Source organism: Perlabentimonas gracilis (assembly GCF_011174675.1).
GTDB lineage: Bacteria > Bacteroidota > Bacteroidia > Bacteroidales > Tenuifilaceae > Perlabentimonas > Perlabentimonas gracilis.
Genome location: NZ_JAANIG010000004.1, coordinates 70,624 through 84,434, shown reverse-complemented (window position 1 = coordinate 84,434; position 13,811 = coordinate 70,624). Strand labels below are relative to the sequence as shown.

The following is a 13,811-nucleotide window of genomic DNA, read 5'->3' as shown; positions in this document are numbered from 1 at the left end:
TAAGTTTAGGTTTAGTAAAAAAATTGAGTTGAAAGAATTTTAGGTTGGTAATTGTGTTTCGGTAACATAGGACTCTTTGTTGTTTTCACTTTTATGAGTCGAAGTTTAGGAGATGTCAGCAAGTGACATCTCCCAGTAGCTCTACTCCAATGACATTTGCCTAAAACTATGCTGTCAGCAGCAAAAATAGAAGAGAAAAAAGAGGGTATGTGAAAAGAGGTATTACAAAGGGATAGCAGCCATAAAATAATAGCTACAAAATGTTAACACAATGCGATAAGCTAAAAGAATATAAAGCTTTATGGTGCTATCAATTCGAAGATGTGATTTGATAGCTCCACTCCCTCTGGTACATTCATTTTCTTTCGTAAACGACTTTTGGCCACCAGAATGCTTCGGTGGTTTTGCTTTAATATCCTGGCAATTTCTTTGGTTGAGAAGTTTAGGTACATAAGGGCAGACAACCTTTTTTCGTTGACCGTTAGCCCAGGGTAAGCTGCAAGCAAAACATCATAGAACCTGCTGTTTACCAAAGAAAAACGAATTTCGAACTCCTCCCATATATCATTATTCTTACTCTGTTCAAGTTGCTGTATTACTTGCTGTATTTTTTGTTTTCCTTGTACTCCAAATTCAGCTTTTAGCTTCTCTAGCTGTTGTATGGCGTAGGATATTTCTGAATTCTCATTGCCTAGCCTGAGGGTTTTGCTAAGCAACTCCTTACCCTGTAATTGAATCTCATCCTTCTGAAGTTCAATTTCGTCCTTGAGCTCAGTGTTTTTCTTTTTATCTAGTTTCGATTTATTAATTTGGATAATAATTACAATTGTTGTAATCAGAACCAGAATTACCAATGCGCTAGAAAGCGAGACGAGTCTGTATAGCGTGCTTTTCTCTTCTGCATTCTTTAGTTCGGCATCCTTCAGCTGCAGGTAGTTAAACTCTTCTTCGGTATACCGATGTGCGTTGTTTGATAAGTACAACTCTTCGGTTAGAACTCTGTGAGTATTGAGTAACTCATAGGCTTTCTCTATGTTACCCCTTTTTAAGCATATTTGGCTGAGTTTTAAAGCAACATTAGCTTGCAGCCCCTTAATATCGAACTCTTGGGAAAGTTTGTATGCTTTTATCAAGTAGTACTCAACAGAGTCAGTCTTGCCCAACATTTCGAATAGTTGCGCAAAACTTTCATAGGAGTTGGCTAACCTAACCAAGGCTCCAGATTTTTGATGACCATCAATGCATTGCTCAAGGTAGTTACGTGCTGATGCGAAGTTTCCTAGGTAGGTATAGGCAAGGCCGATATTGTTGTAGCGTGTTAAGATCTGACTTGTGTTGCCAAGTTCTGTTTCAATTTCAAGGCTGCTTGTGAAGTTTTCGAGAGCATCCTGATAGTTGCCTTGTTGCAGGTATAGCGTACCAATGTTATTCAGAATTGTTGAAACTCCCTTTTTATGATCAATACTTTTGTAGTAGAGATGGCTATGGTTGTAGTAGTATAGGGCTTTTTCGAAGTTATTAAGCGCCTTGTATGTAATGCCTATGGTGTTGTAAAAGTTCGCTATCTGTAGGGTATCAGATGTACTTACAAAATATTGCAACGAATTAAATGCATTGCGTAATACCTCCGCATAGTTTCCGGTACTTCGGTAGTATGTTGACAGTATTTGTCTGGTTGTGTGAATGCCACGCTCGTCGCCATTTTCTTTTCTGATAGCCAGTGATTTATTAATGCTTTCGAACATTAAGCCAGCATCCCCTCTGCTCATATATATCCTCGCCAAGTTGTCGTATATATTAGCAATATTTAAAGGCGACTTGGCATACCTTGATAGAGATAAAGCCTTGAAATAGCTGTTTATTGCATCGTCAAATTTGTTCTCTCTCCTTTGGATATTTCCAAGTGAGAGTAAAGAGTGGAATAGTAGCTCGTTATCGTTCGTGCTGTTTGCAAGGTTAGCAATCTTATCTTTGTAAAAATCTATTTCCGAAGAGTCATTGCCTCCTTTAGAGCTTGTAATCATTTGCTCAAAGTACCTCAATGAGTCAAGCGAATTATCGGGTTGGCCATAAAGTTTTTGTGGGCTTAAAGAGGAATAGATGAAAAGAAAGCAAATAGCACTATATATTAATTTCATTTTTCAGGCAGTTTACTATACAAGAATAAATGGTAAAACTAAGGGTATTAAATGATATTTTTATAGGACTTTTGTTAGTGTCATAACGTTTAATGTGGTAATTTATATCATTGTCAGCTAATATGGTTGTTGATGCTTCTGTGATAGCAACCCTAAGGCATTTTATCCCCAAACGAATTAACCAAATAGTATAGTTCTTTTCAGTGACAATTGCCGTTGGAGTATTCACAACTTTCCCTAAAGTCTCACAGGTTCCTGCGAGGTGCTTTTCACAATTTTTATATCTTTGGGGCAAACCCTATCGCTATGAAGCAAGCCATACTCTTCCATCTTCTGTTTTTTTGTGTAAGTATTTCTCTCAACGCCCAAGTTGTTAAGCCCGATAGCAAGCAGAGCTTAACGCTTTTCTTTATTGGCGATGTTATGGGGCATGGCCCACAGATAGAGAGTGCATTGGACGAGCAAACTGGAGAATACTCCTACTCAGATGTTTTTGCCCCAGTCTCGGAACTCTTTGGGCTGGCCGACATTACCATTGCAAACCTCGAGGTTACTCTAGCTGGTCCCCCATACAAGGGGTATCCGCAGTTTAGCTCCCCCGATGCGCTGGTTGACGGACTGCTTGAGTCGGGTGTTGATGTGCTGGTTACTGCCAATAACCATACTGTGGATAGATACAAAGCTGGAATTCTTCGAACAATAGAGGTGCTAAACGCTAAGGGTGTGCCATTTGCCGGCGCTTATAAAGATCAACAGCATCGCGATACAACCTACCCGCTGGTGATTGAAAAGAATGGAATCCGACTCGCCTTGCTAAACTACACCTATGGCACCAACGGAATTCCTGTGCCCAAGCCCACGGTTGTTAACCTTATAGACACCGCCCTTATACGTGCCGATTACAATAGAGCCATAGAGCTAGGTGTTGATGATATAATTGCTTTTATGCACTGGGGCAACGAGTACGAGCGGAATCCAAATCTAGCGCAGCTAAAGCTTACCCGCTTTATGCACGACCTAGGCATAAGGATTGTGATCGGCTCTCACCCACACGTAATTCAGCGAATGGAGGCATCGTTCGATACCGATTCAACCGAGGGCCGAGTGGCTGTTTTTTCGCTGGGCAACTTTGTGTCGAATCAGCGTCCTCGTTATCGTAATGGGGGAGCAGTGGCCGCAATTCAAATAGAGAAGGTGAACGGGAAAACCCGCATAGCCAACGCGGCACACGCCTTGGTTTGGGTTCATACTCCTGTTGTAAGTGGTAAGAGAAAGTACCGGGTGCTTCCGGTTGCCGAGTTCGAAAACAGGGTGAACTACTTTAGTCAGAACGACCAAGTCCTGTTCAATCAGTTTGTTGCCGATTCCCGGCAGCTGCTCGATGTGCAAAATTACAACTTCCCCGAGATTGGTATGCGCAACAACCGCTGGGTAGTTCCGTGGATAGTTCATGATGAGCTTATCCCCGCACGCATCGTCCCATTGAAGTTTAAGCATAGGGGTGTCGAGGTTCCCCCATTCATACTTAGATAAGTATCTGTAAACATTTCTTAATTCGAAATCAGGTTATTACCTTTAGTGCGAATTGTATGAGCTGCTACAAGTAATGGAAAAACAGTTCGAATCGAAGGCTCTTGAGGCCAACCTTCAGCAAACCAGCGATGTCAACATTGTAATCCCCAGTGAGCACGCGTGGCTTGTCTCCCTTTCCCATGAGCAGTTTGGCCTAAACCAGCGAGTGTCGGAGTTTATACGCGAGCTAAACCACCCATACCACAACCTCGATTATCTTTGCAATAATCTGAAAAAGGTTGCCATCTCCGATTTTTGGTTCTACTCACAGCAGTCAGATCACACTAGGGCATTCAATGTTTTTCTTGCTATTTTCGATGATTTAACTCAGGAAGCAACCAGCAGCAACAATATTGATATTCTCCTGCAGAGCCTAGCCTCGTATCTCGAACTACTGCTAAAGGAGCATCCGGAGCTGATAGATATTCAGGCAAAAGGTATCGCTATTCTTAAGAATGCTTACGCCTTACATAAAGATCACGTAATAGCCAATGCCAATAGCCTGCGCAAACGACTGGCAGCACAAGGGAATCATAGCTCTTTAGGCGACGAGGTTTTTAATCTGTTCCGAACCATTGCCATCGATACCATAAGCCAGTGGCAAAATGCTTCGGATATCGATAAGTGGGCTATGGATGATCTTCGCTTCTTCCCCGACGACAACATATTGGTGGTGAAAAGGGTGGGCGCAAAGTTTTACTCGCAGCTTAAGCGTCAGGTTACCCAAGCTAAAAGTTGGGATGAGCTTGTCGATAAGGTGGCGCTCTTTTCGGATATTGCCGACTACCATCGTCAGCTTATCACTCAATTCGATAGCCCCATAAGCCAGTTCCATTACATAATCTACCTGCTAAGGATGCCCACCATGGAGCATCAAAAGGAGTACCTGATTTGGGATATGAATAGGTTGCTCACGGGCATACTTAACGATGTGCCAAACCATGAAATTGGCGATTTTGTAAATGGAATCTTCAGGGTTTTCGAGTCCCTACTTCAGGATCATCGATCCGTAGTGCTCGACTGTATTGCCACCATGGGCAAAGAGTTTGCGCTGTTCTTTAGTAAGCCGTTATTAACGCAGTTCGAAGGGCACGTAATGCGGATTGGCTATACGCCCCCGGGCAAAACGTATATGAGCTCCGACTGGCAGCTCCGAGTCGATCCCAATCACCTGAAAAGCATAAGGGTTTGGCTAGGTCTTATTGAAGTAGCGCCCCAGCGATTCGAGAAGTTGCTCTCGGCGCTTATTGTTAACCTTAAGTTGGGCGGGGTGCTTATTTTCGACACCGATCTCTTTCAACGTAATGTGTCAAATCTGCTTAATGCAGATATAGAGGCAATTTACAAGCCTGTGAAGGAGCTGTGTAGGCTTTTTCCCGTCTTTTTTAAGGAGATAGGAGCCGAGGGGGAACTACGCGATGTGAGCACTCAGCTCGACACCCTTTCCAATAGGCAGGATAAGCTTATGCATTTTTTGCGCAAGCAAATTCATGTTGATGGTAATAGCACTCACCTAAATTTTCTTGTGAAAACACTGGCTTTTTGGGCAAACAACGACTTTACTCAGGTTGAACCCATTTTGCCCCCCGACCTTAAGGATGTTGTAAAGAAAGCGGCTTCGTGGAATACGCCCATGCATAAACTTGTGCTTAAGGTTTCGAAAGCGATTGGTGCCCCTCCCGAAGCACTTCTAGACCTTTCAATGCAAGAACTAGACTCTACTCTCAATCAGATAGAAGACATTGAAAGCCTGCACAAAACCAAGCTAAAGCATTTTATTAAGGTTGCCTATCTGCTTAAAGAGAAGTATTTTGCAGATGCAATAGATGTGGTTCAGGAGATGAGGCTATGTAGCTGCCTCGATAACGAAAGGATAGACTTGTTTATAGCCGCCGAAAAGCAGGGTGACCGCGTGGCCATGCTAAGCATCATTTTCGAGTGTATGGCCAACCTTAACAAGGTGGTTACAAGTAGAACAAAAACCGAGGGGTGGGAGTCGATATACTACAAAAGGCATGTTGCCTTTGGCATTCCATCGATGTATGGCCAGTACCATGAGCCCAAGTTCGAGGCGTTGGGCCATATTTTTAAGCTCGAGAAGGCCGCATCAAAAATAGTACGGCAAGTTGTTGAACAGGTTAACCTGTCATATATTACGGCTAGCAGCCTAAGGGATATTGTTGAGGTGTTGGAACTTTTTCACCAGGGTCTTATGCTCGATGGCATTTCCAGCCCCAGCTTCGACTCCAACCTTAGCATGCTGCGCTACAGTCTCAGCTCGTATAGTTTTTCGTTAAATCAGTACATTAACATTTTTCAGTTCATCGGCGATAGCGTAAAGGAGATAATTAGGAGCGCTTTTTATGCACGTTTCGATGGAATACTTAAGGAGATAATACCGCAGTACCTGAGCGATGAGGAGAAGGACAACCTGCAGATAAGTATCCATAAGCGCTCCGAATCGTTTTACCGCGATATGCTTTCGGGATCGTTCCTTTTGCAGGATTTAGATTCGTTTGTGGCGGCAGTGCTTACGAGCCTAAATAGTATGGGGCAACTCTATTCCGATCAGAATCTAAAGAATATTATGGATATTGATGTTAAGCTGCTGATAACATCATTCCAGGAGAAGGGCGATAAGGCCGATAACCGGGTGTTCCTCGGATCGAAAGGTTTCTTCCTTAAATCATTATACAATAGTAGTTTCCCTGTGCCACCCGGCTTTATTCTTACCACTGAATTTTTTCGCCGATACGATACCATCAAATCCTATAATCCGATAAAGCAGGATTACCAAAGTACGGTAACCAAATATTTGGCACAGGTAGAGCAGCTAACGCAAAAAAGGTTTGGCGATCCTCAAAATCCATTGCTTTTATCGGTGCGCTCCGGAGCAGCCATATCGATGCCGGGGGCTATGAATACATTCCTGAACGTAGGTATGAACGATGATATTGCAAGAGCCCTTAGCCAAGCCAAGAATATGGCTTGGACCGCGTGGGATTGCTACCGCCGTTTTTTGCAAACCTGGGGACAAGCCTATGGGATTGAGCGAACAGCCTTCGATGAGATAATGCATAGGCATCAAGGCGAAAAGGAAACCACGGTGAAAGAGCAGTTCGATGCTCATCAGATGGAGCAGATAGCCCTAGAGTGTAAGGAACTCCTGGGTATTAGAGGGGTGCCGTTTTTTAACGATCCCAAGGAGCAGCTTTTTGCTGCCATCGAGAGCGTGCTCGATAGCTGGGATGGGCCAAGGGCCCAGCTCTACCGAAAGCATCTGCAAATTGCCGACGAGTGGGGCACTGCTGTTATTATTCAGAGCATGGTATTTGGTAACTTACATCGCACATCGGGTACTGGAGTTGTTTTTACCAACGACCTTTCGGTGGACAATCCCGGGGTTACCCTTAATGGCGAGTACTCCCTGCTTAGTCAAGGCGAGGATGTGGTAGGTGGAGTGACCAATGTGCTGCCCATATCGGAGCATCAGGAGCGGGACAGGAAGTGGGATAAGCATAAGTCGCTACAGGCCAAGTTGCCTCGCACCTACCAGCGCTTGTTCCATTTGGCCGATCAGCTGGTGAATAAGATGCAGCTGGGGCATCAGGAGATAGAGTTCACTTTCGAGTCGGATAACCCTTACGACTTGTACATCTTGCAAACTCGCGATCAGCAAATTTATACCCCAGAGGCAACAATCCATTACCAGTCGCCACCGCCCAAGTCTAAGCTGCTTGGCAAGGGCATTCCCATCGGAGCGTCAATTCTAAACGGGGTGCTTGTGTTCGATATGGATGATTTGAATAGGCAAAAGGAGCTGAACCCCGAAGGGCTTTTTATATATGCAAGCGCCGATACTACCCCCGACGACCTGCCCATTATTTTCCAATGCCACGGGTTGGTTACCTCGCGTGGTGGTGCAACATCGCACGCCGCTGTAACCGCTGGCCGATTAGGTAAAATTTGCGTGGTGAACTGCACCGATCTATTCATGCTGCACGACGAGGGCAGATGCCAGTTTGGCAAGGTCAACCTTGGCTCCGGCGATGCCATATCGTTGGATGCACACACAGGTAGCGTTTACTTAGGCCACTTCCCGCTTCAGCAACCCTAAAAATCCTCAAAATAGATGTTGCTTAATACATACTTTTTTAGGCAAACATACATTCCATATAGCTAATTTTGTGGCTCAAATCAAAAGCAATGAATAGAGTTAGGGTTGGAATAAATGGTTTTGGCCGGATTGGTAAAATGTTTTTCAGGATGCTGGTTCATCACCCTGAAATTGAGCTGGTGGGAATTAACGATTTGATGGACGATGAGATGCTGATATACCTTCTGAAATACGATACTGTTCACGGTAGGTTTAATAGGGAGGTTAGGGTTGAGGACGGTAAGCTGCATATCAATGGGTCGAAAGTTAATATTGGCCATTACGAGAGCCCCTCTAACATCCCTTGGCGTGAATGGGGAGCCGATGTAGTGGTAGATTCGTCGGGAATATTCACAACCCGCGAGAGCTTGCATCAACATATAAATTCCGGAGCTAAGCGTGTAATCCTATCGTGCCCACCTTCGGACGAGCTGGATATAACCGTGGTGATTGGTGTAAACGAACATAAGTTGCTTCCCCAGCACCAAATCGTATCCAACGCCAGCTGCACTGCAAACTGCATAGCTCCAATTCTGAATATATTGAACAAGGAGATAGGCATTGAATCGGCTTTTTTAAATACCGTGCATCCCTATACAAACAATCAGCGCATCATCGACTCTCCCCATCCTGATTTTCGCCGCTCACGAGCCTCGGCCGATAATATAATACCTACATCCACAAGCGCCATTGGGGCATTGCATAGCATTATGCCTGAACTTTCGAGTAGGTTCAATGGCATATCCACCCGGGTTCCCGTTGCTTGCGGGGCCCTGTCGGAGCTGGTTTTAACATTTAGGCAAACGGTTACGGCTAACTCCATTAATGCCTTAGTAAAGGGATATGCTGAAGGCGAACTGAAGGGGATTGTGGAGTACACAACCGACCCCATAGTATCGAGCGATGTTTTGGGGAACACCCATTCATGCGTGTTCGACTCGCTAGCCACAAAGGTGGTTAACGATAATACAGCGCAGATTATATTGTGGTACGATAATGAGATTGGCTACTCCAACAGGCTAGTCGACCTAGTGCTGATTATGGCTAAGCAAATGGCATAGCTCGCGGTTAAGATGTTTCCTAACACCACAGGTTGTTTGCTTCTGTTAAATTATTGGCAGATATTTGATATCAATATAACCTAGTAGATAACTTCAAAAACAGCTAAAATAATGGAGCCAGTTGTAAAAGGGAAAAATTACCTTGGAATCAACAGCTTGGGGCGCATTGGTAAGCTAATGCTTTGGAACCAGCTAGTAAACCGAAACTTCGATGGAGTGGTCGTAAACCTTGGCCGCGAGGTGGGCAAAAGGCCCGAGGATGTTATTGGCGCATTGGAATCGGACTCAACCTACGGAAGGCTCGATCACTTTGTGTATGGCCACTCTGGCAAAAAGGTGGAGTGTAAGGTGGTGGATCCCACTAACTTTGTTTTCGATATCGATGGGATGTACGTAAAGGTGCTAACCAAGGAGCGTAACCCCAAGAACATTCCCTGGGCAAAAGAGGGAGTGCAAATTGTGGTTGATTGTACAGGGCAGTTTCTCGACCCCACCACCGATGTCGAGTCGGCCAAGGGTAGCCTTAGGGGGCACCTGGCGGGGGGAGCCAAAAAAGTGGTAGCCTCGGCTCCATTCAAAATCAAAGATTCTGCTAAAAAGATGCCCAACGATAGCATCATGATGGTGTACGGCATTAACCATATGGATTTTGACCCCCTAAAACATCACGTGGTTTCGGCAGCCAGCTGCACCACCACTGGTTTGGCACATATGATTAAGCCACTGCTCGAGAATCCTGCCACCTCCAATATTCTTACAGCTTCCATGTCAACAGTACATGCTGCCACCAATACCCAGTCAGTGCTCGATACCATCCCAAGTATGGGGGCAAGCGATTTGCGCAAAACCCGCTCGGTTTTCAATAATATTATCCTGTCAACAACGGGGGCAGCCAAAGCACTCGATTCCATTCTGCCTCAAATTCAGGAGATAGGCTTTATGGCCGATTCGGTTCGTATTCCCACTACAACCGTTTCGCTTATCACCCTAAATCTCACTTTTTACAGTGAGGTTGATGATAAGGGAAATGCCACCATAAACAGGGAGGTGATTAACAATATATACAAGGATGCAGCCAGCGGTGCACAGCGCGATATGGTTGTGTTCTCGGAGAAACAGAACGTGTCGTCCGACTTGGTTGGTTACCGAGCTGCCACGGTTATAGAGGGGCACGAGACGCATACCCGCACGGGTTTCATAAGGCTTCCTGTTGAGTCGCTTGCCAAGTATGGCGTGCAGGCCAGCAGCGAGATAAGTATCCCCGTAACACACCTAAAGGTGTTTGGCTGGTACGACAACGAGTATGGTAGCTATGTGAACTTCCTCACCAAGCTGGTTAATCATATCAATCTGTCGCTCAGGTAAAATATCATTCATAAATTATACACAGAAAGCACCTCGTTTGGGGTGCTTTTTTGTTTCGTACTTGTATGTTAGTTCAAGCGTAAGTTTGCTATCAATGCGTATGCTTTGTAAAACACTTTCCCAAACTCTTTTTTGCATAACCACCCAAATGTTTGTCTTAATTTGTTTAATTCCACTATTTTTGCAGATGTTTTTCAAAATCAATGGCTAAAGAAAGTATTATTACGGTAATTTTTGTGGAATATTTGTTTGGCTTGAGATTAATTGATTAGAAGGCTGAGCTAAGTAACATTTGGTCTTCCGGCTACAGACTTCGGACTTCGGACTTCCGTCTTCTAGCCAAATCATTAAATTGTAACAGCATATTTCAACTAATGGTAATTAGAACCAAGAGAATAATCAAAATAAAATCATAACACATGACCCAAGAAGAACTATTTAAGAAGCTAATTGCGCACTGCAAGGAGTACGGATTTGTTTTCCAGAGCAGCGAGATTTACGATGGCCTTAGTGCAGTTTACGACTACGGACAGAACGGTGTTGAGCTTAAGAATAATATCCGCCAGTACTGGTGGGATGCCATGACCCGTTTAAATGAGAATATCGTGGGTCTTGACTCTGCCATCTTTATGCATCCAGACGTTTGGGTTGCATCGGGACATGTGGGCGCATTTAACGATCCGCTTATCGACAATAAGGATAGCAAGAAACGTTACCGTGCCGATGTGCTTATCGAGGATTGGATGGCCAAGCAAGAGGAGAAGATTGCCAAGGAGGTTACCAAGGCGCAAAAGCGTTTCGGCGATAGCTTCGACGAGGCTATGTTTGTAAAAACCAACGGCAGGGTGTTAGAAATTCAGGCCAAGATTGATGCTGTTCGCACCAGAATGGTTAAGGCTTTGGATGATAGTGATTTGCCCGAGGTTAAGAAGATTATTGAGGATTGCGAGATTGTTTGCCCCATTTCGGGCTCGCGTAACTGGACCGATGTGCGCCAGTTTAACCTTATGTTCGACACTAAGATGGGCTCCGTTAGCGACGACGCCAACACCATATACCTTCGTCCCGAAACTGCGCAGGGTATCTTTGTAAACTACCTAAACGTGCAAAAGACAGGACGCATGAAGTTGCCCTTTGGTATTGCCCAAATTGGTAAGGCTTTCCGTAACGAGATTGTGGCCCGCCAGTTCATCTTCCGTATGCGCGAGTTTGAGCAAATGGAGATGCAATTCTTTGTACGCCCCGGTGAGGAGATGAAGTGGTTCGAGTTCTGGAAAGAGAAGCGTATGAGCTGGCACAAGGCCATGGGGTTGGGCGAAGAAAAGTACCGTTTCCACGAGCACGACAAGCTGGCGCACTACGCCAATGCTGCCTTCGATATCGAATTCCAATTCCCCTTCGGGTTTAAGGAGGTTGAGGGAATTCACTCGCGTACCGATTTTGATCTGGGACAGCATCAGCAGCACTCGGGCAAAAAGTTGCAGTACTTCGATCCCGAAACAAACGAGAATTACGTGCCTTACGTAGTGGAAACATCCATTGGCTTGGACCGCACGTTCCTACTACTGCTCTCATCGGCATACAACGAGGAGAAGATAACAAAGGAGGACGGAAGTACCGATGAGCGCGTTGTGCTTCGTATACCCCCAGCCCTGGCTCCCGTTAAGCTGGCCGTGTTCCCGCTTACGAAAAAGGATGGGCTACCCGAAAAAGCTCGCCAAATTATGGACGACCTTAAGATCGACTTTAAATGCCAGTACGAGGAGAAGGATAGCATTGGTAAGCGTTACCGTAGGCACGATGCCATTGGAACGCCCTTCTGCATTACCATCGATCATCAGTCGCTCGAGGATAATACCGTTACCATTCGCCACCGCGATACCATGGAGCAGGAGCGGGTAGACGCATCACGCCTCCGCGAGATCATGGAGGAAAAGGTGAGTATGAAAAACCTGTTAAGAAAAATATAGCGTTTAGCGTTTAGCGTTTAATGTTTAATGTTCAAGGTTCAATGTTCAATGTTCAATGTCTAAAGAAAACCCTAAACTATAAACCCTAAACCCTAAACCTTTACCTACCGAAATGAAATGGTGGTAGGCTAAACTTTAAACCCTAAACTCTAAACTCTAAACTCTAAATCAATAAATCAATCTCTTTAGACGCTGACAGGAGCTTTGCACGCTGTCAGGTCACCCAACCAATCACCCCCCCCTATGCCCAAACGCCTACTAATACTAACCTACTACTGGCCACCCTCAGGGGGGAGTGGGGTGCAGCGTTGGCTTAAGTTTGCAAAGTATTTGCGCGAGTTTGGTTGGGAACCCGTTATCTACACACCTCAAAATCCAGAGGTGGCGATGGTTGACGAAACTTTGAACACCGATATTCCTCAGGGTGTGGAGGTGTTAAAACGAAATATCTTCGAGCCATACATGGTATTCCGGTTGTTTACTCGCCAAAAGGGGAAAATGGGGGTTGGTTTCACATCCTATGAGGGTAGCGCAAAAGGTGTAGTCGGACGACTTGCTCTTTGGGTGCGGGCAAACCTATTTATACCCGATGCACGAATGTTCTGGGTGAAACCATCGGTTAGGTTTTTAACCAAATACCTAATTCAGCATCCGGTAGATGCAGTGGTGTCAACAGGCCCTCCGCACAGTATGCACCTTATTGCGCGAGGGCTAAAGCAAAAGCTTGGCATAAAGTGGATGGCCGATTTTCGGGACCCATGGACTAATATCGATTACTTTATCGATTTACCACTAGCTGCTCGCGCGCTAAAAAAACATCGAAGGCTAGAGCACGATGTGCTGGTAAGCGCCGATGAGGTTGTCGTGGTGGGCTCGCAAATGCAGAATGAGTTTGAGCAGACGAGTAGCCGAAAAGTTCACATTATTACCAATGGTTACGATGAGACCGATTTTCCAACCCAACTCGCATCTCCCGATGCCCAGTTTACCATTACTCACGTGGGAACGATCCCTCCCAACAGGAACAGCGAGTTGTTGTGGCAGGCGCTTAGCCATCTTGTTAATAGTAATAACGATATAGCTAAGCAGCTGAAAATTCAGCTGTTGGGAAATGTGGATAAGCTGGTGATCGATCAGATAAGTCAGTATAACCTAACTCCTTATTGCCAACAATTAGGCTATTTGTCGCACGCCCAAAGCGTACAGTTAATGCAGCGCTCGCAGATATTGCTACTGCTGGTAAATAATTCGCCCAATGCCAAGGGCATACTCACGGGAAAGGTCTTCGAATATCTTGCGGCCAGGCGGCCCATACTCGCCATTGGCCCTTTGGATGGCGATGTGGATAATTTACTAAAGGAAACAAAGGCTGGTGTAACCGCCAATTTTTCTAACTACGATGATATATTGAACAATCTTACCTGGCTTTGGGATGATTATGTGCAGGGGTTTCCCTCTCTTCAGAATATCGATGCCACTGCTTATAGCCGCCGAAATCTAACGGGGCGATTAGTTGAAATCCTCGATAACCTTTCCTAATTTTGGGCAT

At 45.1% G+C, this 13,811-nt stretch carries 8 protein-coding genes; 6 read left to right on the top strand and 2 right to left on the bottom strand.

What is annotated here, in order from left to right; all coding sequences use genetic code 11:
• Positions 1 to 299: 299 nt before the first annotated feature.
• Positions 300 to 2,138 carry a tetratricopeptide repeat protein gene (locus G8O23_RS03080; protein ID WP_166361638.1) on the bottom strand — a complete coding sequence of 613 codons (1,839 nt, stop codon included), beginning with the start codon at positions 2,136 to 2,138 and terminating at the stop codon, positions 300 to 302.
• 306 nt (positions 2,139 to 2,444) lie between these two features.
• Between G8O23_RS03080 and G8O23_RS03075 the strand changes: the two genes are divergently transcribed.
• From G8O23_RS03075 to G8O23_RS03060, 4 genes are all read left to right on the top strand, one after another.
• Entirely contained in the window at positions 2,445 to 3,671 is a 1,227-nt protein-coding gene (locus G8O23_RS03075; RefSeq protein ID WP_166361636.1) for a CapA family protein, read from the top strand.
• Between the two features lie 73 nt (positions 3,672 to 3,744).
• On the top strand, positions 3,745 to 7,827 hold the full coding sequence (locus G8O23_RS03070; RefSeq protein ID WP_166361634.1) for a PEP/pyruvate-binding domain-containing protein: 4,083 nt from the start codon (positions 3,745 to 3,747) through the stop codon (positions 7,825 to 7,827).
• Between the two features lie 89 nt (positions 7,828 to 7,916).
• Positions 7,917 to 8,927, top strand: coding sequence for a type I glyceraldehyde-3-phosphate dehydrogenase (gene gap / locus G8O23_RS03065; protein WP_166361632.1), 1,011 nt, complete (start codon positions 7,917 to 7,919; stop codon positions 8,925 to 8,927).
• 111 nt (positions 8,928 to 9,038) lie between these two features.
• Positions 9,039 to 10,292, top strand: a complete 1,254-nt coding sequence (locus G8O23_RS03060) for a glyceraldehyde 3-phosphate dehydrogenase NAD-binding domain-containing protein (protein ID WP_166361630.1) — start codon at positions 9,039 to 9,041, stop codon at positions 10,290 to 10,292.
• 15 nt (positions 10,293 to 10,307) lie between these two features.
• Here the strand turns inward: G8O23_RS03060 and G8O23_RS17520 are convergent, their stop codons facing one another.
• Entirely contained in the window at positions 10,308 to 10,430 is a 123-nt protein-coding gene (locus G8O23_RS17520) for a hypothetical protein (RefSeq protein WP_262888051.1), read from the bottom strand.
• Positions 10,431 to 10,711: 281 nt separating this feature from the next.
• Between G8O23_RS17520 and G8O23_RS03055 the strand changes: the two genes are divergently transcribed.
• Positions 10,712 to 12,262, top strand: coding sequence for a glycine--tRNA ligase (locus G8O23_RS03055; RefSeq protein WP_166361628.1), 1,551 nt, complete (start codon positions 10,712 to 10,714; stop codon positions 12,260 to 12,262).
• A 243-nt stretch (positions 12,263 to 12,505) separates the two neighbouring features.
• Positions 12,506 to 13,801, top strand: a complete 1,296-nt coding sequence (locus G8O23_RS03050; RefSeq protein WP_166361626.1) for a glycosyltransferase family 4 protein — start codon at positions 12,506 to 12,508, stop codon at positions 13,799 to 13,801.
• Positions 13,802 to 13,811 lie beyond the last annotated feature (10 nt).

Excerpts from the sequence above, each read along its gene's own strand:
- gap (WP_166361632.1), top strand. The coding sequence starts at position 7,917 with ATGAATAGAGTTAGGGTTGGAATAAATGGTTTTGGCCGGATTGGTAAA.
- G8O23_RS03060 (WP_166361630.1), top strand. The coding sequence starts at position 9,039 with ATGGAGCCAGTTGTAAAAGGGAAAAATTACCTTGGAATCAACAGCTTG.
- G8O23_RS03055 (WP_166361628.1), top strand. The coding sequence starts at position 10,712 with ATGACCCAAGAAGAACTATTTAAGAAGCTAATTGCGCACTGCAAGGAG.
- G8O23_RS03075 (WP_166361636.1), top strand. The coding sequence starts at position 2,445 with ATGAAGCAAGCCATACTCTTCCATCTTCTGTTTTTTTGTGTAAGTATT.
- G8O23_RS17520 (WP_262888051.1), bottom strand. The coding sequence starts at position 10,430 with ATGCAAAAAAGAGTTTGGGAAAGTGTTTTACAAAGCATACGCATTGAT.
- G8O23_RS03070 (WP_166361634.1), top strand. The coding sequence starts at position 3,745 with ATGGAAAAACAGTTCGAATCGAAGGCTCTTGAGGCCAACCTTCAGCAA.
- G8O23_RS03080 (WP_166361638.1), bottom strand. The coding sequence starts at position 2,138 with ATGAAATTAATATATAGTGCTATTTGCTTTCTTTTCATCTATTCCTCT.
- G8O23_RS03050 (WP_166361626.1), top strand. The coding sequence starts at position 12,506 with ATGCCCAAACGCCTACTAATACTAACCTACTACTGGCCACCCTCAGGG.